General features: G+C 39.6%; 19 protein-coding genes, 2 tRNA genes and 1 pseudogene. 13 read left to right on the forward strand and 9 right to left on the reverse strand.

All coding sequences use genetic code 11. The annotated features are described in order from the left end of the window. Positions 1-72: 72 nt before the first annotated feature. The 6 genes and pseudogenes from AAEZ22_RS13475 (at position 73) to AAEZ22_RS13500 (ending at position 5,247) form a co-directional block, all read left to right on the forward strand. On the forward strand, positions 73-1,005 hold the full coding sequence (locus AAEZ22_RS13475; protein ID WP_352297613.1) for an NAD-dependent epimerase/dehydratase family protein: 933 nt from the start codon (positions 73-75) through the stop codon (positions 1,003-1,005). A gap of 426 nt (positions 1,006-1,431) precedes the next feature. After that, positions 1,432-1,772 (forward strand): annotated as a pseudogene (tnpB, locus tag AAEZ22_RS13480) (IS66 family insertion sequence element accessory protein TnpB). 66 nt (positions 1,773-1,838) lie between these two features. After that, a complete protein-coding gene (locus AAEZ22_RS13485) occupies positions 1,839-2,117 on the forward strand; it encodes a transposase (RefSeq protein ID WP_352297616.1) in 279 nt (92 codons plus the stop codon). 147 nt (positions 2,118-2,264) lie between these two features. Then, positions 2,265-2,504 carry an IS3 family transposase gene (locus tag AAEZ22_RS13490; RefSeq protein WP_352297633.1) on the forward strand — a complete coding sequence of 80 codons (240 nt, stop codon included), beginning with the start codon at positions 2,265-2,267 and terminating at the stop codon, positions 2,502-2,504. Positions 2,505-3,166: 662 nt separating this feature from the next. After that, complete coding sequence (gene ltrA / locus AAEZ22_RS13495) at positions 3,167-4,690, forward strand: group II intron reverse transcriptase/maturase (RefSeq protein WP_352297619.1); 1,524 nt, start codon at positions 3,167-3,169, stop codon at positions 4,688-4,690. A gap of 74 nt (positions 4,691-4,764) precedes the next feature. Next, on the forward strand, positions 4,765-5,247 hold the full coding sequence (locus tag AAEZ22_RS13500) for an IS3 family transposase (protein ID WP_502935267.1): 483 nt from the start codon (positions 4,765-4,767) through the stop codon (positions 5,245-5,247). Between the two features lie 276 nt (positions 5,248-5,523). On the opposite strand, the gene AAEZ22_RS13505 is transcribed toward AAEZ22_RS13500, so the two are convergent. The 4 genes from AAEZ22_RS13505 to AAEZ22_RS13520 form a co-directional block, all read right to left on the reverse strand. After that, positions 5,524-5,600 (reverse strand) — tRNA-Val (locus AAEZ22_RS13505). Positions 5,601-5,645: 45 nt separating this feature from the next. Beyond that, a tRNA-Val gene (locus tag AAEZ22_RS13510) sits at positions 5,646-5,722 on the reverse strand. A 114-nt stretch (positions 5,723-5,836) separates the two neighbouring features. Further along, the gene (locus AAEZ22_RS13515; protein ID WP_352297622.1) at positions 5,837-6,889 is read right to left on the reverse strand and encodes a DUF3080 domain-containing protein; all 1,053 of its coding nucleotides are present in this window, start codon (positions 6,887-6,889) and stop codon (positions 5,837-5,839) included. Next, positions 6,867-8,222, reverse strand: coding sequence for an MATE family efflux transporter (locus tag AAEZ22_RS13520; RefSeq protein WP_011328411.1), 1,356 nt, complete (start codon positions 8,220-8,222; stop codon positions 6,867-6,869). Before AAEZ22_RS13520 ends, AAEZ22_RS13515 begins: the two co-directional genes overlap by 23 nt. Before the next feature lie 171 nt (positions 8,223-8,393). Between AAEZ22_RS13520 and AAEZ22_RS13525 the strand changes: the two genes are divergently transcribed. Continuing rightward, complete coding sequence (locus tag AAEZ22_RS13525; protein WP_352297624.1) at positions 8,394-9,020, forward strand: riboflavin synthase subunit alpha; 627 nt, start codon at positions 8,394-8,396, stop codon at positions 9,018-9,020. On the opposite strand, the gene AAEZ22_RS13530 is transcribed toward AAEZ22_RS13525, so the two are convergent. Both AAEZ22_RS13530 and AAEZ22_RS13535 read right to left on the reverse strand, forming a co-directional pair. Continuing rightward, the gene (locus AAEZ22_RS13530) at positions 9,017-9,220 is read right to left on the reverse strand and encodes a CPXCG motif-containing cysteine-rich protein (protein ID WP_011328409.1); all 204 of its coding nucleotides are present in this window, start codon (positions 9,218-9,220) and stop codon (positions 9,017-9,019) included. The two genes, AAEZ22_RS13525 and AAEZ22_RS13530, sit on opposite strands and share 4 nt — an antisense overlap. Before the next feature lie 135 nt (positions 9,221-9,355). Further along, positions 9,356-10,216, reverse strand: a complete 861-nt coding sequence (locus AAEZ22_RS13535) for a fructosamine kinase family protein (RefSeq protein WP_182677530.1) — start codon at positions 10,214-10,216, stop codon at positions 9,356-9,358. A gap of 109 nt (positions 10,217-10,325) precedes the next feature. Here AAEZ22_RS13535 and AAEZ22_RS13540 point away from each other — a divergent pair, with 109 nt between their 5' ends. From AAEZ22_RS13540 to AAEZ22_RS13555, 4 genes are all read left to right on the forward strand, one after another. Next, entirely contained in the window at positions 10,326-11,018 is a 693-nt protein-coding gene (locus tag AAEZ22_RS13540) for a DUF445 domain-containing protein (RefSeq protein WP_350550052.1), read from the forward strand. A gap of 115 nt (positions 11,019-11,133) precedes the next feature. Further along, positions 11,134-11,919 carry a hypothetical protein gene (locus AAEZ22_RS13545; RefSeq protein ID WP_011328406.1) on the forward strand — a complete coding sequence of 262 codons (786 nt, stop codon included), beginning with the start codon at positions 11,134-11,136 and terminating at the stop codon, positions 11,917-11,919. A gap of 100 nt (positions 11,920-12,019) precedes the next feature. Further along, positions 12,020-13,402 (forward strand): amidohydrolase, encoded by a 1,383-nt coding sequence (locus tag AAEZ22_RS13550; protein ID WP_011328405.1) that lies wholly within the window; start codon positions 12,020-12,022, stop codon positions 13,400-13,402. Positions 13,403-13,414: 12 nt separating this feature from the next. Continuing rightward, the gene (locus AAEZ22_RS13555; protein WP_352297627.1) at positions 13,415-14,656 is read left to right on the forward strand and encodes an amidohydrolase family protein; all 1,242 of its coding nucleotides are present in this window, start codon (positions 13,415-13,417) and stop codon (positions 14,654-14,656) included. Between the two features lie 154 nt (positions 14,657-14,810). On the opposite strand, the gene AAEZ22_RS13560 is transcribed toward AAEZ22_RS13555, so the two are convergent. Together AAEZ22_RS13560 and cspD are read right to left on the reverse strand one after the other, a co-directional pair. Beyond that, positions 14,811-17,033 carry an NADP-dependent isocitrate dehydrogenase gene (locus tag AAEZ22_RS13560; RefSeq protein WP_011328403.1) on the reverse strand — a complete coding sequence of 741 codons (2,223 nt, stop codon included), beginning with the start codon at positions 17,031-17,033 and terminating at the stop codon, positions 14,811-14,813. Between the two features lie 796 nt (positions 17,034-17,829). Beyond that, entirely contained in the window at positions 17,830-18,048 is a 219-nt protein-coding gene (gene cspD, locus AAEZ22_RS13565) for a cold shock domain-containing protein CspD (protein WP_011328402.1), read from the reverse strand. 209 nt (positions 18,049-18,257) lie between these two features. On the opposite strand from cspD, the gene clpS reads away from it, so the two are divergent. Both clpS and clpA read left to right on the forward strand, forming a co-directional pair. Then, a complete protein-coding gene (clpS, locus tag AAEZ22_RS13570) occupies positions 18,258-18,566 on the forward strand; it encodes an ATP-dependent Clp protease adapter ClpS (protein WP_083497543.1) in 309 nt (102 codons plus the stop codon). A 68-nt stretch (positions 18,567-18,634) separates the two neighbouring features. After that, positions 18,635-20,896 (forward strand): ATP-dependent Clp protease ATP-binding subunit ClpA, encoded by a 2,262-nt coding sequence (gene clpA, locus AAEZ22_RS13575; RefSeq protein WP_179807346.1) that lies wholly within the window; start codon positions 18,635-18,637, stop codon positions 20,894-20,896. 211 nt (positions 20,897-21,107) lie between these two features. Here the strand turns inward: clpA and infA are convergent, their stop codons facing one another. Then, complete coding sequence (gene infA, locus AAEZ22_RS13580) at positions 21,108-21,326, reverse strand: translation initiation factor IF-1 (RefSeq protein ID WP_002962494.1); 219 nt, start codon at positions 21,324-21,326, stop codon at positions 21,108-21,110. Positions 21,327-21,385: the final 59 nt, after the last annotated feature.

Genomic DNA, 21,385 nt, shown 5'->3' on the forward strand with positions numbered 1-21,385 from the left:
TAGGTGTTAAATCGTAGTTAAACCCTATGTTGAACTTTATAACTAAAACGTTTAAATAAAGAGGATAAAGCTGTGCGAGTTATTTTAATTGGAGCGACCGGACATATTGGTAGTTATTTAGTGCCAAAATTAGTCAATCAAGGTTTTGAAGTATTGGCGGTAAGTCGTCACCAACAAACACCATATAATGATAACCCAGCATGGAAGAGTGTAAAATCAGTCGCTTTAGATAGGGTGAAATTAGAAGAGTCGAATCAGTTTGGTCAGGCTATAGCTGATTTAGAACCGGACATTGTTATTGATTTGATTTGTTTTACTAAACAAAGTGCACAGCAACTGGTTGAGGCCGTAAAAGGGAAAATTAAACAATTTCTTCACTGCGGTACTATATGGGTACACGGCGAAACAAGAGCCGTTCCAACGGTTGAAGGACAAACAAAACGTCCTTTAGGCGAATATGGAAAAAACAAAGCAGAAATAGAAGAATATTTACATGATGAATATATTTATCAGCAATTTCCTGCAACGGTAATTCACCCCGGCCATATTGTCGGTCCTGGGTGGACACCTCTAAACCCTGCGGGCAACTTTAATGAGCAATTTTTCATTGATATATCTCAAGGCCATGAAGTTTTGCTACCTAACTTAGGGTTAGAAACCTTACATCATGTCCATGCTGATGATGTAGCAAGCCTTTTTATACAAGCCATCAAGCACCGTAAAAATGCTTTAGGAGAAAGTTTTCATGCTGTTTCCGACCAAGCATTAACACTCAAAGGGTATGCTTTATCTTTATCTGATTGGTATGCACAGTCTGCTAATTTACGTTATTTACCTATTAATGAAATGAAGCATCATTTAAACGATCAAGATTTTAACGCGACTGTGGAGCATGTTAGTCACAGTACTAACTGTAGTAACCTCAAGGCCAAAAAATTGCTGGAATTTACACCTAAATATAGCTCTTTAGAAGCCATTCAAGAATCTCTATCAGAGATTATTTAACTTGACATTCATTTATTTATTTCTAATATATTTATTTAAGTGGAAGTAAGCGTCTAGCAAAGTGTACCTTCTAATAATTTGTCAAAACTAATAGGCTATCCCTAAATTTCAATTAGGAGAGAGCTATGAGAAAAACACGCAGCCTTGATCAGTGGCGTAGTATGATAGAAGATCAACAATCGAGTGATTTAGTTATCACTGAGTATTGTCAGAAAAATTCCACATAAAAAACAAAATTTTAGCAGCAAAACACATGCTAAAGGCATTACCTGGCAATTTTGTTCGCGCCAAAATCACTAAACAACCTGACGTTATCAAACCGCAACGGCCGATAACCCTTGTGGTCGGTAACGTAAAAGTCAGCTTGCCACCCACAACGCCTGCAACTTACCTCAGCCAATTGTTACGCGAGTTTGCCTGATGAAAATGTTTGTTGAACCCGAGCGTATTTATTTACACCGCGATGCTGTGGATTTTCGAAAATCGATTGATGGTCTGGTCGCCATCGTTGAAGGCGAGCTTGAACGTGATGCCTACACTGGCGCGTTATTTTGTTTTGCAACAAAGCGAAAGATAAACTCAAGTTGGTTTACTGGGATAAAACGGGGTTTGCTTTGTGGTATAAGCGACTCGAAAAACAAAAGTTCAAATGGCCAAATAAAGCCTCTCTGCAAGAATTTAAGCTCAGTCCTGGGCAACTGGATTGGTTGTTGTCGGGATATGATATGCTTGGTCATGAAGAGTTGCAGTATCAATCTATGATCTAATTGGACTTCCCATAGTTTGCTAGACACCCAATAAGTTACATTGTAGCTTCTAATAAGAGGTGTTTTATGAGCAAAGGCAAACGTTATACCCAAGAGTTTAAAGAAGCGGCTGTTAAACAAATTACTGAGCGCGGATATTCAGTCGCAGAAGTCGCTGAACGATTAGATATTTGTACCAAAACGTTATATCACTGGCGGAGCCAGTTATCAGATAAACCTAAGTCCGTTCAATCATCCGATGAAAAATTGAAGATCGCTAAATTAGAAGCGCAATTGAAACGTGTCACGGAGGAACGGGATATTTTAAAAAAGACCGAAAGGTACTTTGCCAGCAACCCCGAGTAAAGTACGGCTTCATTCGTGATCACCAAGATGAGTTTTCTATTACGACGATGTGCCGCCTTTTTAAGCTGCATCGCAGTGGTTTTTATGCGTGGTTGAAAAAGCCTATAAGCGATAGAGCGCTTGAAGATAATCGCTTGTTGAAGCCTCATTAAAGCGTTTTACGTAGCCAGCGGCGGCACGTATGGTAGCCCTTGGATACATGCTGACTTACGTGAAGCCGGTGAGCAATGCAGCGTAAATCGTGTAGCTAAGATCATGCGACAACATAAGCTTAAAGCGCAAATTGGGTATAAGCGCCGCCATATTAAAGGCGGTAAGACATCGCGGATTGCAGATAACTTATTAGCGCGTCAATTTAACCCACCTGCGCGAATCAATCGTGGGTAAGCGACATAACTTACAGTGTGCCCGGAGTTCAGCACTAGCAAGGAATGCTTTAATGAACTACGAGTCTATCTGAAATACATGAACAATACGGCAGGAGCCAAATTGTTTATGGCACTATCTGGTTGTGCAGATAGTTGAGTCTGAGCGGCAGTGACTTATCGTATGCTGATAAGGTGATGCAACTCGCTGACAACGGGGAGTGAGGCGAATTCGTTACGCCAAGATGCTCTTCTAGATTAAGTATTGGACGGAAGAAGTACATGAACCGATTAACCCGCATCTATGGGCTGAAACGTCGCCATTGCCTACACGAATTAACAGGCAATATGATGCTGTAATAATACTAAATGTATGAGCATTATTACCGACTTGATAAATCACATGTAGGTATTTATCAATGGATAAACGTTAAATCACAATTCAGCGTTTAAGCATTATCACCTTACAGCACGATAAGGTTAAAGACTGCGATCGGCATCCACCCCAATATGTTCGAGTTCAGATAGGTAAACCGGGGATGGTTTGAGCATGCCCCCGATGGCAAACAAGCTGGCGGAGCGTTCGTAGTAGTCTGAGATGGGGAAAGCCCATTACATGGCGAAGGGGCGCAGTTTAATTGATTTGCGCAAGCAAATTACCTGACCTTAATGAGGTGAAGACCTTTGATAATCAGCGAACTGCAACGTAAATTAGCAACATGGACAGCAACCGATAAAGCGCGTCGCGTTAATCGATTGCTGCGCCTTATCAGTCACCCGCAATGGCTTTGCCAAGCGGCTGAAGTAACGCTTTCTTCAAAAGGTGCCAAAACACCTGGCGTTGATGGAATAACTAAAATTCACTTACAGGCTAAGCTGACTGATTACTTAGATGGGATCAGAAATGATTTACTCTCGGGTAATTATCAGCCAATGCCTGCTAGACGAATTTATACTCCTAAAGCAAATGGAAAGCAACGCCCTTTAGGCATACCCACCTTAAGAGACAGAATAGTGCAACGTGCCATGCTCATGGCAATGGAGCCGATATGGGAAAATGATTTTCATTCACTATCCTACGGCTTTAGACCTGAACGCAGTGTCCATCACGCCATTAGAACTGTTAAGTTACAAATGACAGGCTCAAGTGAACCACGTGGGCGCTGGGTAATTGAAGGGGATTTATCAAGTTATTTTGATACCGTCCACCATCAATTACTTATGACATGTGTGCGTAAACGCATCAATTGTCGACGGTTTAATGAATTGCTCTGGCGGTTTATCAAAGCAGGACATATAGAACGTAACCTATTCTGTGCAACAAGCGAAGGCGTACCACAGGGTGGTGTTATTTCTCCGTTATTGTCAAATATCATGCTCAACGAATTTGATCAGTATTTGGATAAATGCTACCTGAGCAAAAAAGCACGTAAAGATCGCTGGTACTGGAATCGTACAATCCAAGATAAGCGCAGTATTGCACTAAAGGAAAATAGACAATGGAAACCTGGGGTTGCTTATTGTCGTTATGCCGATGACTTTGTGTTAATTGTCAAAGGTAACAAACAACAAGCAGAAGCCATTCGTGAGCAGTGTCGAAATTTTCTTGAAGGTAAACTTAAACTTACACTTAATATGAAGAAAACCCATATTACGCATGTGAACGATGGGTTTATCTTCCTTGGTCATAGGATCATAAGGAAACGTGGTCCTAAAGGAAATATGCGTGTGGTGTCAGGTATTCCACATGGTAAGGCTAAAGCATTTTCTCATTCTTTGAGCCAAGCTTTATCTAGTGATCACAGTTGTAGCAAGATAGACAAAGTTGAACAACTCAGCCGCAAGCTTAAAGGCTGGGCGCAATTTTATCGTCATACTGATTATACCGCTAAAGTTTACAGTAAAATTGATCGTATAGTTTTCTGGAAATTAGCAAAATGGCTAGCGCGGAAATATCGTTGCTCCGTTAAGTCATTAATGATGAAGTGGATCAAACGACCGACGCCAAATCAGGCCAAGACTTGGGTATTATTTGGTAAAAGCAATCGAGGTAATTTATGTAGGGCTTCACTATATCGACTGGTGAGCAGTCCTAAGTTTCCCTTTCGTTGGCGATTACCTGAATCAAACCCTTATCTTAGAGATGAAATGAGAAATACTGTCACATCTCGCTACAGCGATGTTGCAATGGCTGTTAGCCACAATTAAGCGGAGAGCCGTATGCGCTGAAAGGTGCACGTACGGTTCGGGGAGGAGAGGCAGAGAAATAGTTCGACTACGTTCTGCCTCTTACTCTACTAAGAACCTATGAAGGTTTTTTATATGTGGCAACAGTGATGGATTTATTCTCTCGGCGTATTGTGGGTTGGTCGATGGATAAAAATATGGATAAGCACCTCGTTATAAACGCACTGTTGATGGCTATATATCAACGTCAACCGAAGGCTGAGGTAATGGTTCATAGTGATCAAGGTAGTCAATACGGTAGCGCTGATTATCTCGCATTTATGAAAGAACATAATCTTGTGCCTTCAATGAGCCGCGCTGGAAACTGTCATGATAATGCGGTTACTGAAAGCTTTTTTGCGACAATTAAAAAGCGTATAATTAAGCGTAAGATATACTCGACACGCGAAGATGCGAAAGCTGAGATATTCAATTTTATAGAAATGTTTTACAATCCAAGAAAGCGCCATTCACACACAGGCGGTGTTTCACCTGCTAAGTTTGAAGAAGCGTATTATTCTGAGTTAAAAACTGTCTAGTGAAAGCTGGGAAGTCCAGTTTGTAAATTAGTAAGGATAGGGGTCTAATTTTGAGGAAGATTAAAGAGCTAAAAAAGTGGTTTGGGCGCTTGGGCACAAGTTTGGGCACAAATCGATTAAAACTTGAATTTTTAGGATGATCTTTTGAGGCTTGGCTCTCGTTATTTTAAAACTTTGAATACAAAATAATAAAAATCTAAGAATTTAATTTTCAACAAAAAATTAAATGAGTAGATTGAATAGGGTTTTTTAACTGTTTGAAATATAGAGTTTAATTGGTACGACCGAGTGGATTCGAACCACCGACCTCTACCATGTCAAGGTAGCGCTCTAACCAACTGAGCTACGGTCGTACAATAGGATTCTTAAATTAAACTTATTACAGGGAGTAATAAATTTGGTACGACTGAGTGGATTCGAACCACCGACCCCTACCATGTCAAGGTAGTGCTCTAACCAACTGAGCTACAGTCGTATTACTTTAATTTAAGCTAAGTGCTAACTAGGTAGCACGGGCGCTAATATATAGCGTGATGGGAGTTGGATCAAGCAGCTTTATAGTTTTTGCGTTTATTTGCCGTTTTTTTATTCATATTGGGCTGATTTCACACGTTTTATAAAAAATTTGCCACCAAAATACATGGTTTTTAGCTGAGTATTTTAGTTGGTTCAATAAGTTACTGTTTGCATTGGGCTGGAGTAAATTATTAATTGGTTTGCTGGTGAGTGCTGTTTTATACCAAAGTTGTTGATATAGCGGTTGCAGGGTTTCTAAGTAGCCGGCGAGCTGTGCTTGGTAAGGTTGCACTTGTCCTAAGTAATATTTTTTAAAGATATTATTTACAATTTGCGCTTGGTTATTATTTTTACCTGCTTGGCATAGCTGGCTAATATTCATGGTGTTTATAAATTGGGTAGCACTGTTATTTAGGGCTATTTGCGTTCTTACTGATTGAATTAGCTGCTGGTTAAACTGGTATTTATTAAGCTGCTCTAGTGCGGCAAATAAATGCTCGGAGTTTATTTGTGCAAACTGCTGCTTGGTTATTTGTTGTTTAATATTTACCAGCTTTGTTACGGCATTTACTGTGTCGCTAAAGCCTGCTGGGGTTATTGAAAGCTCTCGCGAGCTCAGTTGCCAAATGCGATTAAGCTCGGACTCTTTATAGAGCATGCTATTAAAGTAGTGCATTAAGTTATTTTGTTTGTGTTCGGTTGCCGCCAAAATCTTTTTATAAATAGAAGAGTCTTTTTCAAGCGAAGTTAAGCACTGCTGCGCACTTTGTATAAATTTTATTTGATAGATTAATATGCTTGCCGCTGTGGCGGTTTTACCGAGTTGGTTATTATGCTCGCTAATGAGGACGTTAAGTTTGCAGTGGCTTAAACTGGCAAGTTGAATAATGCCCAAGGTGATGTTGCTATCACTTAATACAGTTAATGGTATTAAGCTTAGTGGCACTAGCGGTTTTGGTGTTACTGGCTGTAAATCAAGCGTGTTAGCTAGTCGCTGGATATAAGTATGATTTGCATTACTGGGCTTATCGCTACAAGCGGTTAATGCAATAAAGCACACTACCAATAAACAGATTATTGGCAGTGGCTTTACTAATAGCCGTTTAAGCTTGCAAAGATGGTTCATATTTAAAACGTCTATGTACTGTGTACATTAACAATACAGCAGCGAGTGTTAAGCCAACAATAATGCCCAACCAAAAACCATGTGGGCCCATTGCTGGGACGATTAAGTCGGTTCTGGCTAATACATAGCCTAGTGCAAAGCCAACTAACCAATACGATACAAATGTAATATATGAAATAGGTGCGGTGTATTTTAATCCACGTAATATGCCATTTGCAGCAACTTGTAGTGCATCAGGTAATTGATATATACAGGCTAAAATCATGATTGATGAAGCCAGTGCCAGTACTTCGGGGCTGTCGCTATACAGTTGGCTTATTAAATCGCGGCCTAAAAAGGTAGTTACGGCAACAAATAGGGCAATGAGCGCTGCCAGTATATAGCTAGTTGAAACAGCAACTTTTAGCTGTTTTAAATGGTTTTGACCATATAAGTTGCCTATACGTATACTTATAGCAATAGAAAGGCTGAGCGGCATCATAAATAATAAAGTGGTAACACTGGCGGCAATTTGATGGCCAGATACGGCTACGGCGCCTAAATGGGCTATAAATAATGGAATGCAGGCAAATAAGGTTACTTCAAAAAAAGTAGCTAATGAAATAGGAATACCCAATTTAGTGATAATGCCAATAGTGGTTAAATTAGGTTTTTCAAATGGAGTCATTAAGCCTTTAGCATCTATTTTTTTACTCATTTGGCAATAAATAACCTGGGCTATTGCCATTACAGTTAATACTAATGCAGTAGCAATACCACAGCCTGCGCCGCCATAAGCGGGTAGGCCAAATAAGCCATTAATAAAAATATAGTTAACCGGAATATTAACCGCTAAACCTAACAGGCTGATATAAAAAGCGGGTTTGGTCATGCCCATACCTTCGGTCATATTTCTGTAAACGGTAAAAATTAAAAAGCCAAACACTCCCCATTTTACAAAGCGAATATAATCACTGGCAAGTGTTGCTATAGCAGGGCTGGTGTCGAGTTTCAAAATAATAATATCGGCAAATTGAGCAATACCAAACCCAGCAATACATAGCAGCGCAGTTAAATATAAAGCTTGTTGAAAATAATGGCTGATGCCTTTTTTATCGTTGGCCCCCGCAAACTGTGCAATAACACCGGTTAAAGCGAGTAAAATACCTTGCAGTGCAAGTAATAATGGGTTCCAAATACCAGTGGCAATAGATAAAGCAGCTAAATCAGTTGGGCTTACTTGGCCTGCCATAATCGTATCGACGACAGACATTAAAACAAGGGTAACCTGAGCTAAAAAAACGGGGATGGCAAGGGAAAGTAAGCGTTTAGCTTCCCAATTACTAAATGTCATAACAAACAGCTAAGAAATAATACAGGGCATAATTGTAATCTATTGCGGGGTGCCAATCCATTAAGATAATTATTAAGAGTGCATGATTTTATAACTTGATACGTTAAACTAGAGGCTATTAAGCAGTAAAGGCTTAACAGCCCCAATTTTGTAATAAACTTAAGAGATAATATGTTTACAGGAATTATACAAACCCAAGCGAGAGTCGTGTCGGCTAACCAAGTAAATGGCGTAATGCAATTAACCATAGCGGTTGAAAAGCAATATATACAGCAACTAAATTTAGGGGCGAGTATTGCTATTAATGGCTGCTGTTTAACAGTTGTTAAAGTATTAGCAAGTGATGATGATTTAATGGCGCAGGTATATTTTGATGTGATTGATGAAACACTCAAGTTAACTAACTTAGGTAAGCTTGAACTGGGCAGTTTAGTTAATTATGAGCGTTCAGTAACCTTTGGTACAGAACTTGGCGGGCATATTGTGTCTGGCCATATTCACTGTACGGCTAAAGTGGTGCAAATAGTTAAACAGCAAAGTAATTATAAAATGCAATTGTGCATACCGCCGCAGTGGCAAAAGTATGTATTGTATAAAGGCTTTGTGGCTATAAATGGCGCAAGTTTAACAGTAGGTAATGTTGATGAGCAGGGCTTTTGGCTGCACTTTATTCCCGAAACCCTCGCTATTACCAACTTAGATGCAGCTAAGCTAGGTGATGAGTTTAATATTGAGGTAGATCAGCAAACCTATACCATAATAAATACGGTCGAGAACTACTTGCGTCAGCAGAGTTAAAATATTTGTTCGTCGCCGCTATCTACATGTAATTCTAGTTTATTACGAGCATGGTCAATGTGCATGTTTAAATGAATAGGGTTACAACAGGCGCTGCACTCTTCTATGTAGTCTTGATCTCCCATGCTGGCATCTAAATCTAAATGAATATGATGCCCGCAGTGCGGACATGAAATACGTTGCGATACAAAGTTTTTCATAATCACTCCATGTACATTATTAAGTAGGCTTTCAATAATATAATTACACTAATTAATCACTTACTTAATGCTATTGGTATAAGCTCAATATAGTCGGGATTAAATGTTTACTGCGTTTAATTTAGTTTATTAGGATTACTTTATTAACCTTTCTATGTGTTGTTTTGCTTGGGTAAGGTAATGCCCCGCAAAAATATTAGCGTGGTTTAAAATAGGGTAAAGCTGGTATATTAATTTACGTTGCTCAAAACTTGCTAGCAACGGATATTGTTGATTATAAGCGCTGTAAAAATCATCTGGCAGTGGTGCAAATAGCTCGCTCATGGCTATATCAACCTCTCGGTCACCGTAATAACAGGCAGGGTTAAATATACTCGGTACTGTATTTATAAACCCTACATTGCCACGCCAAAAATCGCCATGTAATAATGATGGCTCTACGGGGTGGCTGTGTAATTGCTCTTTTACTAAATTAATTAATCGCTCTGGCTCTATAAATATAATGCCTTTTTCTGCCAATAATTGTAATTGCCAGCCTATGCGCTCTTCGGCGTAAAATATATACCACTTTTTATGCCAGCTATTAGGCTGTACTGTAGTGGCTAAATAATTATCTACATCAAAACCAAACATGGCTTGCTGATGCTTTTGATGCAACATTGCTAAGCCTTTTCCCATTGCGTTCCATGTGGGGTGTGGTTGTTTGTCAAATTCTAACCACTCTAAAACAATAAACGAGAACTCTATATTTGCACCTGTTGTAATGCAATCAGGCACTATAAACACCCCGTTTTCTGTGAGCAGCTTTAAACCAAGCGATTCGCTTTCTAGGCGCTCAAGCTCATTTTTTAACGCTACTTTTACTAAATAGTTGTGCGTACCATTGGTTATATGAAAAAGTTTGTCTGTGTTGGTGCTCTGAAGTTGCTGTTTATGAGTATGTTTAAAGTCATAATGTATGGCTTGGCTTATTTGCTCGTTTACTGTTTTCCACATAACAATTGCTCGCTTTTTAAACCGATACTTAAACTATGGCAAAAAGGTATTAATTTAACAAACTAATCGTTGTAAAATTAATGCCATAAATCACTGAAATGGAATAAAAATGAATAAAAGTTTAATAACCAATTTGCTAGCGGGTATATTTGTTGTTCTCGGCTTTATATTTGATCAGGCAATTGTGCTGTCGGTTGGTTTATTTGCACTCTCTGGAGCAGTGACTAATTTATTAGCTATTCATATGCTGTTCGAAAAAGTACCTTTTTTATATGGTTCGGGAGTAATCGCGTTAAAGTTTCAAAGCTTTAAAGTAGCAATAAGAAACTTAATTTTAACTGAGTTTTTTTCAGAGCAAAAAATTAATAGCTTACTCAGCAAAGCGCAACCTAATATCGACTTTGAACCAATAATTAGCAATGTTGATTTAAACCCTGCATTCGACAATTTGTTAGAGGTAATAGAGCAGTCTCAGTTTGGTAGTATGCTAGGAATGTTTGGCGGTACAGCGGCAATAGAGCCGATGCGTGAAAAGTTTATTGAAAAAATGCAATTGTCGCTTAGTGAGATTTCTCAAACTGACGACTTTAAAGCATTAGTAAGCCAAACACTTTCACAAGGTAATAGCGCAGAAAGCCTACATAAAACGGTGCTTAAACTAGTTGATGAGCGCTTAGATGAGCTTACTCCTAAAATGGTTAAAGAGATTATTCAGACCATGATCCGCGAGCACCTAGGCTGGCTTGTAGTATGGGGCGGTGTGTTTGGTGGTTTATTTGGTTTAATAGCGGCCGTGATTTAAATATAGTCTGAGCTATAAGATAATTTTATTAAAAGTATTTTATAGCTACTGACATATTTTTTCAGACTGTTATTATCGCCCCCTAATTTTTAGTGTTTAATTAAAAGGAGCCACTGTGAGTAAAACGCTAGCCAGTTATTATCAGCAGGCGTATGCATGCGACCAACAGCACTTTAACCAATGTTTTTATTGTGGCTGTGAAGCGACAGAGCGCGACCATTGTCCGCCATTACACATGCTACAAAGCATTATTGACCTAGGTGAAGAAGCCGACTTTGTATCAATACCGGCATGTTATGAGTGCTATGCGCTACTACATAACGAAAGGTTAATGACGATAGATGAGCGCTTTACTAAAATGAAAAAAAAGCTTTCTAATAAATACGCTAAACCACTGCGTGTTTATAACATGTGGGAAGAGAGTGAACTGGGTGATATGAGCGACGAGTTTGCGCACAGCATTCAAGCGGGTATGAAACTAGGTAAAGAAGCCGCAGAGCGCTTAGCATTTACTGGCTTTAGTTACGCCACTGAAGAGGCTAAGGTCACAGTGCGGGAAAAAACCAAAGAATTTGACGTAGAAGGCATGTTATTTACTGATTTTAAAGAGGCACTAAGCTACTGTATTACCGACTTAAATGTTGATAAAAGTGATTTTTATAAAATATTGGTTGAAGACTATCAAGGCGATTTTAACAAAGCACTTAGCCAGTATCGTCATCGGCATGACAAAGTAACTGCCGCTAAAGATGGCAACACGTTAATTAAAGATTTTTCAAAGCTGCACAAACAAAACTCTGATTTTGTAACTCGCACTGTTAAACACTTTATGGAAAAAGATCCAGTGTTAACAACCGAAGGCGCACTAGAGAAACTTTATAACAATTATATAAAAAAGTAATTACAGCAACTCATCTCAATTTATTGGTTTTTGGCCTGTTTTTTTAGCTTTATTAGTTAGCTTTAGCTAAAGTAGCAAAAAAACAGGAGAACCGAATAACATGCAAAAATTTGCTCCCTCATTGTTAGCTATTGGCTTAGCAACTGCACTTGTTGGTTGCCAAGAAAACGGCCCACAAGACGATAAAATAACAATAAACAAAAACCCTTACCCAAGTACTTATAAAGTGGTTGCTACATCAAGCACGCTGATCACTAATGCCACTGTATTAACTGGTACGGGCGAGCGCTTAGATGATACCGATGTATTACTTGTTGATGGTAAAGTACAACAAGTAGGCAAAGATTTAACTGCATCAGCAGATACCACAATTGATGCTCAAGGCAAGTGGGTAACACCGGGTATAATTGACGTTCACTCACATTTAGGTGCATATCCAAGCCCCTCGGTTGAGTCGCATCAAGACGGTAACGAAATGACCAGCCCAAATACAGCAGAAGTATGGGTAGAGCACTCTATTTGGCCACAAGATCCAGGCTTTAACCGTGCTCGCGAAGGCGGTATTACCTCACTACAAATATTACCTGGCTCTGCTAACTTGTTTGGTGGGCGCGGTGTAACACTTAAAAACGTACCAGCGCATACAATGCAAGCAATGAAATTTCCAGATGCGCCGTACGGCTTAAAAATGGCGTGTGGCGAAAACCCAAAACGCGTTTATGGTCGTAAAGGCACGTTACCTTCAACCCGTATGGGGAACATGGCTGGTTACAGAATGGCATGGGCCGAAACTGTAGAATACAAACGCGCGTGGGATAAATACGATAGCGATTATGCAGCGGGTAAAAACCCAGCAGCACCTACCCGCGATATTAAATACGATACATTGCGAGGAGTGTTAGAGGGCGAAGTGCGCATTCATAACCATTGCTATAAAGCAGAAGAAATGGCGATGATGATTGACCTTTCAAAAGAATTTAATTATCACGCGGGTACTTTTCATCATGGTATAGAAGCCTATAAAATTGCCGACATGCTAGCTGCAAACGGTTCATGTGCTGCGCTTTGGCCAGACTGGTGGGGCTTTAAAATGGAAGCCTACGACATGGTACAAGAAAATGTGGCCATTGTTGATGCGGTTAAAAACTCGTGTGCGGTAGTTCATTCTGATTCAGATACGACTATTCAGCGCTTAAACCAAGAGGCTGCTAAGGTAATGTTCCGCGCTAATCAAAATGGTTTTGATATTTCGGAGCAACACGCAATTAAGTGGATCACTGCTAATGCGGCAAAATCACTAGGAATTGATGATAAAACAGGCTCACTCGAAGCGGGTAAACAGGGCGATGTGGTTATTTGGAACCAAAGCCCGTTTAGTGTTTACGCTAAAGCTGAGCAAGTGTTTGTTGATGGTGCAAAAGTTTACGATAGAAACGATAGCACGTATCAGGCAACAAGTGATTTTATGTTAGGTCAACAATAAGGAGCACCCAGAATGAAAAATTTATCACGTTCGTTTTCGCTTTCTCTGGTTGCTGCAGGGTTATTAGCAGCAGGCGCGGTTAATGCGCAGTCACTGGCAATTATTAACGCCACATTACACACCTCAACAGAGCAAGGTGTATTAGAGGGCGCGAGCATTGTAATGACTGATGGCAAAATTTCTGCCATTAATCCAAGCGCTGTAAAAGCCGACAAAATTATTGATGCTAAGGGCCAAATAGTAACGCCTGGCTTTATTGCCAGTATTAACCAATTAGGTTTAGTTGAAGTAGGTGCGGTTGCAGGCTCACGCGATGGCGGCGATGAAAAAGCCGGTATTGATTTTGATGCAAGTTTAGCTTTTAACGGCCACTCGGGGTTAATTCCTTACGCACGTAAAGGCGGAATTACACGCGATGTGATCACCCCACAGGGCGGCGAGAGTATTTTTGCAGGCCTTGCAAGTGTAGTTGATTTAAGTGGTAGCTTTGAAAGCGTACTGCAAAAACAAGTGGCACTAGTGGTTAATTTAGGTGAGCGCCGCAAAGGTTCGCGTGCGTTTACTTTGCAAACACTTATAAATAAGCTAGATGAACATCAAACTAAAGCCGATAAAAAAGCTAAAAAAGATGACAAAAAGCCAACCGCCGAAGATAAAATAATGGTTAAAGTACTTAGCGGTGAAATGCCATTAATCGTTAATGTATCTCGCGCTGCCGATATAGTTGAGCTTATTAAAGTAAAGCAGCAGTTTGGCATTAACTTAGTACTTAATGGTGCGCAAGATGCTGTTGTCGTTAAAGAGCGTTTAGCTAAAGCAGACATTCCAGTGATCATTATTGCTATGGATAGTTTGCCAGGTAGTTTTGACTCATTAAATGCGAGTTTAAATAATGCAGGATTACTTGAAAAGGCCGGCGTAAAAGTACTGCTAACAGTGGGCGGTGATGCCAGTCATAATGTTTACCAGCTACGTTTTGATGCGGGTAATGCTGTATCGTATGGTATGAGCCAACAAGGTGCGTTAAAAGCAGTTACAGCAAACGTGGCTGATGTATTTGGCATTAATGCAGGCAGCCTAGCAGTAGGTAAAGCGGCCGATGTGGTTATGTGGAGCAATGATCCGTTTGAGCTTAGCAGCCACGTGAGCAAAATGTTTATTAATGGGGTTGAGGTATCTACACAATCTCGCCAAGATAAACTGCGTGACCGTTATACAACTGAGTCAAGTATGCCACGCGCATATACTAAGTAATCAGAAACTAAGCTAAACATCCTATATATTGGAGGTTAAAGCTACTACTAAAAAGGCCGCTATTTTATAAATAGCGGCCTTTTTATTTGTAAATTTTAGACATAAAAAAGCCGCTTACTTTTGCAAGTAAGCGGCTTTTAAATTCATTTCAATATTATACTAATTTAGCAAGAATATCGTTAAAGGTAGTGCTTGGACGCATCGCTTTAAAAGCAGCATCGTCGTTAGGCTGGAAGTAACCGCCTAAATCTACCGCTGGGCCTTGCGCGTTGTTTAGCTCACTAACAATTTGTTCTTTGTTAGTTTCAAGGTCACTAGCAATTTGCGTAAACTGCGCTTTAAGTTCGCTGTCGTCATTTTGCTTAGCAAGTTCTTGTGCCCAAAATAAAGATAGGAAGAAATGAGAACCACGGTTATCAATTTCTTTTACTTTACGTGAAGGCGACTTGTTTTCTGCAAGGAAAGTACCAGTTGCTTTATCTAGGGTGTCAGCAAGTACTTGTGCCTTGTTGTTACCCGTCGTTACGCTTAGGTGCTCAAGCGATGCAGCAAGTGCTAAAAATTCACCTAAAGAATCCCAACGTAAGTGGTTTTCTTTTTCGAATTGTTGCACATGCTTAGGTGCAGAACCACCTGCGCCAGTTTCAAATAAGCCACCACCGTTCATAAGTGGAACAATTGACAGCATTTTAGCACTTGTACCCAACTCTAAAATTGGGAATAAATCTGTAAGGTAATCACGTAAAACGTTACCTGTTACAGAAATAGTGTCTTTACCTTCTTTAATACGCGCTAAAGAGAATAAAGTTGCTTCAAGCGGTGCTAAAATTTGAATATCTAGGCCAGCTGTATCGTGCTCTGGTAGGTATTTATTTACTTTTTTGATTAGCTGCGCATCATGTGCACGGTTTTCGTCTAACCAAAAAATAGCAGGAACGCCCGTTGCGCGAGCACGGTTTACTGCAAGCTTAACCCAATCTTGGATTGGTGCATCTTTAACCTGACACATGCGCCAAATATCGCCTTGCTCAACACTGTGCTCAAGTAAAGTAGTACCGTTTGCATCAACAACACGGATCGAACCGTCTGCTTTAGCTTCAAACGTTTTGTCGTGTGAACCGTATTCTTCTGCTTTTTGCGCCATAAGGCCAACGTTTGGAACGCTACCCATAGTTGTTGGATCAAACGCACCATTTTCTTTACAAAAATCAATAGTTGCTTGGTAAATACCTGAGTAACAACGATCTGGAATTACAAAGCTAGTGTCTTGTAATTTACCATCGTTATTCCACATTTGACCGCTTGAACGAATTGCAGCAGGCATAGATGCATCGATGATCACGTCACTTGGTACGTGTAAGTTTGTAATACCACGGTCAGAATCAACCATAGCAATAGCAGGGCGGTTAGCGTAAACAGCTTGAATGTCTGCTTCAATTTCTTCGCGCTTAGCGTCATCTAATGTTTGAATTTTAGAGTACACATCGCCTAAACCATTATTTACATCAACACCTAGCTCTTCAAAAAGTTTACCATGCTTAGTAAATACATCTTTGTAGAATACTTTTACAGCGTGACCGAAGATGATTGGATCAGATACTTTCATCATTGTCGCTTTCATATGCAGCGAGAATAATACGCCTTTTTCTTTAGCAGCATCAATTTCGGCAGCTAAGAAAGCTTGCAGTTTAGCAGCGCTAATGCTTGATGCATCAATAACTTCGCCAGCTAAAAGCGGTGTGCTTTGTTTAAGCACAGTAACGTCGCCGTTAGTTGCAACATGTTCAATACGCACATCAGTGGCTGTATCAACAGTTACTGATTGCTCAGAACCAAAAAAGTCGCCTTCGCTCATGCTAGCAACGTAAGATTCAGAATCTTTGCTCCACGCACCCATTGAATGCGGGTTGTTACGTGCATATTCTTTTACAGAACCAGGTGCACGACGATCTGAGTTACCTTCACGTAGTACTGGGTTTACTGCACTGCCTTTAATTTTGTCGTACGCAGCTTGAATTGCTTTTTCTTCATCGTTTTTAGGCTCAACAGGGTATTCTGGAAGTGCATAACCTTTAGCTTGAAGCTCTTTAATTACCGCGCGAAGCTGTGGTACAGAGGCGCTGATGTTTGGTAATTTAATAATGTTAGCTTCTGGTGTTTTAGCCAGTTCGCCAAGTTCAGCCAGTGCATCGTTAATACGTTGTTCTGGTGTTAAATAATCAGGGAAGCTTGCAATTACACGACCTGCTAATGAAATATCGCGAGTTTCAACTTCAACACCTGCCGCATTTGTATATGCTTGGATGATAGGTAGCAACGAATAAGTTGCGAGTGCCGGAGCTTCGTCCGTTTTTGTATAGATAATTTTTGATGTCATCATCATTCCTAGATAGTTGGCCATAACGACCATATTCAACAATGCAAAGAAATCATTGCCACCAGTATTGGTAATACATTAAAGCGTTAATAATGGAGCAACGAGCAGTCAGTTAGGTGTTTATTGCCCTATATTTATATAAAGCAAAATAGTCACACCTGACTAGCTAGTACCGTATTTATAACTAAACATTTAATAAAAATAAATTAGCCTTTAGGCTAGCGTTAATACGTTATTTTTAGGGTAAAGAGTGTAACAAGCTTGGTTTAAAAGGGCTAGTTTTTGCAAGCACCATCCAAGTAGTTATACCAATTGAATTAAAAACATTGATCGTTCTAACGGACTAAAGTTTCATAATGGCATTAAAATTTCATATAGAATAACTATACATTTAAATTTATGCTTAATTATTAAGCTTTTTTACTTGTCGCTATAGTAAATGCCAATTTTATTAAAAATATGAGCATGCTTGCGTATTAAATGACTTATTGGTTACTTTTAAAATAACTAAGTTAAAACAATGGGATACATTATTTAACCCTATTATTAAGCCATTTGTTTTGCGCCGAAATTACTCATTAATTTAATGTTATTGGTATGCCCGTGTATTTAATACAAATTGATATTTAACATTCAATACAGAAAATATTGGGGTAGATAAAATAAATTCAAGGAGAAGGGTTGAATTTGCAGATAATGAGGCTATTAATACAGAAGAAGAGATGATAAAAAAGATGTTGAAGGAATTAAGCGAGGATCTAAGCAGGTCACTCGCTTTAGTAGAACAAAATAACAGTCACTCAATAATATCACCGTTAGGCGCTATATTTTTAGCGTGTAAGCCTTTAGGGCCTTGTTCTAATTCGAATGTTACATCTTGACCAGCTTTAAGTGTTTTATAGCCGTCCATTACAATTGTTGAGTAATGAGCGAAAATATCATTCTCGCAGCCGTCTTCTACGATGAAACCGAAACCTTTGGCATTATTGAACCATTTGACTTTACCACAAGCCATACTTCTACATCCTTCTATAAGTTCACTAATTTAGTTAATCTAAACTGTATAATTTGCTAGACTGACTAAGGTTTAATCAATCTATGTTTGACTGTAGTTTATTTAGCCAGTCAGTCAAGTGTTTTGATCTATTAATTAACATTTTATTTATTTTTTTATTCAAGTTTGCTTGAGTTACAAAGACAAGACTATATTTAATTATGAGTGGTATGAAAGATTCAGGTGTTATAGACATCGTTCGCGACAAGGAAAAGCAAAAGCTGCAACCACCGCGAAAATATAAAGTTGTTTTAAATAACGACGATTACACGCCAATGGATTTTGTGATAGAGATCCTGATGACGTTTTTTAATATGGATAGCGATAGAGCAACCGACGTGATGCTGCAAATTCATCAACAAGGGAAGGGGATCTGTGGCGTATTTAGCTCAGATGTAGCCCATACAAAAGCTGAACAAGTTAACCGGTATTCAAGGGATAACGAGCATCCACTGCTATGTAGTTGTGAGCAGGAATAAATACCAAGCGAATGATCTTTCGTTCGATTGTAATGGTATAAAATTATTATCTCTGTAAGGGGTTGCCAATGCTAAATAAAGATTTAGAACTTACTTTGAACAGCGCGTTTCGCGAAGCGCGTACACGTCGTCATGAGTTTATGACGGTAGAACACCTTTTACTTGCGCTTTTGGACAATCCATCTGCTGGGGAAGCGCTAAGTGCCTGTGCAGTAAATGTTGCAGAGTTAAAAACTGAACTCCTTGAGTTTATTAACGAAACCACGCCGGTTATTCCAGATTTAGAAGAAGAGCGTGAAACTCAGCCAACACTTGGTTTTCAACGTGTATTGCAACGTGCTGTTTTTCATGTGCAATCATCGGGTAAAAACGAAGTAACAGGCGTAAACGTGCTGGTGGCTATTTTTTCTGAGCAAGAAAGCCAAGCAGTATATTTACTTAAAAAACACGATATATCACGTCTCGATATTGTTAATTTTATTTCGCATGGCATTGCCAAAAGCGATGATGAATTAGGCGATGATACCGACGATATTCACGAAGACGTACAAGAAGTGCAAAGCGAAGAAGCGAGCAAGCTCGACAGCTTTACCACTAATTTAAACGTACAAGCGCTCGAAGGCCACATTGACCCATTAATAGGGCGCGATAGTGAAGTAGAGCGTACTGTACAGGTGTTGTGTCGTCGTAAAAAGAACAACCCACTATTAGTAGGCGAAGCAGGTGTTGGTAAAACAGCAATTGCAGAAGGCTTAGCGTATCGTATTGTAAATAAGCAAGTACCCGAAGTAATTGCCGATGCAGTTGTTTACTCGCTTGATATGGGCGCATTATTGGCAGGTACTAAGTACCGTGGCGATTTTGAAAAACGCTTTAAAAGCTTACTAAAAGAGTTGCAAGCACAACCGGGTTCTATTTTATTTATTGATGAAATTCATACCATTATTGGTGCCGGCGCGGCATCGGGTGGAGTTATGGATGCATCAAACTTACTTAAGCCGCTACTCTCTAGTGGGCAATTACGCTGTATGGGTTCGACAACTTATAACGAGTATAAAAATATTTTTGAGAAAGACCGTGCTTTGGTACGTCGCTTTCAAAAAATTGATGTGCTTGAGCCGAGTGTTGCCGATACCACTAAAATATTAAATGGTTTAAAAGAGCGTTACGAAGCGCACCATGGCATTCGTTATACGCAAAAAGCGTTAAAAGCAGCGGCAGAGCTAAGTGCAAAATATATTAATGAACGCCATTTGCCCGACAAAGCAATTGACGTAATTGACGAGGCCGGTGCAAGCCAACGTTTACTGCCTAGCTCTAAACGTAAAAAAACCATTGGCGTTGCCGATATAGAAAACATTGTGGCTAAAATGGCGCGTATTCCACCGCAAAGTGTGTCATCTAGCGACAAAGAAACGCTAAAAAACTTAGACCGCAATTTAAAAATGTTGGTGTTTGGGCAAGATCAATCTATTGATGCGCTTACATCGGCTATTCGCTTATCGCGCTCTGGTTTAGCCAACGAAGAAAAACCGGTAGGGTCGTTCTTATTTGCAGGCCCAACAGGGGTAGGCAAAACCGAGGTAACTAAACAGCTAGCTAAATGTATGGGTGTTGAGTTTATTCGCTTTGATATGTCGGAGTACGTAGAGCGCCATGCAATAAGTCGACTAATTGGTGCGCCACCAGGTTATGTTGGTTTTGAGCAAGGTGGGTTACTCACTGAAGCGGTAATTAAAAACCCGCATGCGGTAGTACTGTTAGATGAAATTGAAAAAGCGCATTCAGATATTTACAACATATTGTTGCAAGTAATGGATCACGGTACATTAACTGATAATAACGGCCGCAAAGCCGATTTTAGAAATGTAGTCGTGGTAATGACCACCAATGCGGGCGTGCAAGAAACAACGCGTGCGTCAATTGGTTTTAGCGAGCAAGACCATACGCACGATGCAATGGGTGAAATTAATAAAGTATTTTCACCAGAATTTAGAAACCGCTTAGATAACATTATTTGGTTTAATCACCTTGATAAAGACGTTATTTTACTTGTGGTTGATAAGTTTATTGTAGAGCTTCAAGCGCAACTGGATAAAAAGTCAGTTAATCTTGAGCTAAGTGCTAAAGCACGGGAATGGTTGGCTGACAAAGGTTACGACAAAGCGATGGGGGCACGTCCTATGGCACGTATTATCCAAGAGCAGCTTAAAAAACCATTAGCCAACGAAATACTCTTTGGTGAACTTGTTGAAGGCGGTACGGTTAAAGTATCGGTTAAAGATAAAAAAATTCGCTTTGATTATCAAAGTGATTTAACACCAGCTTAGTTTAATATGCGCTAAATGAGTTAAATAAAAAGGCCTGCTTTTAAAAAGCAGACCTTTTTTTGTAATGTTTTATAGACAACAAAAAACCCAGCAAGGCTGGGTTTTTTGTTTATTAAATGTAATTGCTAGTTAATATCCATCAATTACATTTAATAAACGCTTAAAGCTAGTGAAACACTAGCCAAAAACTAAATCTCGTTTACGCACTTACTTAGCGAGCACGGAATACGATACGACCTTTCGATAAATCGTAAGGAGTCATTTCTACCGTTACTTTATCGCCGGTTAAAATACGGATATAGTTTTTGCGCATTTTGCCTGAAATATGAGCCACAACTACGTGACCATTTTCTAGCTCAACTCGGAACATTGTATTTGGTAAAGTATCAAGGACTGTCCCTTGCATTTCGATTACGTCTTCTTTCGCCATGTTTAGCGTAACACCTCTTTAATAGTTAAACGCTGCAGATTCTGCCCAAAATACGCCAA

The sequence above is a fragment of the Pseudoalteromonas sp. 20-MNA-CIBAN-0454 genome, from assembly GCF_040308685.1.
Taxonomy (GTDB): domain Bacteria; phylum Pseudomonadota; class Gammaproteobacteria; order Enterobacterales; family Alteromonadaceae; genus Pseudoalteromonas; species Pseudoalteromonas nigrifaciens.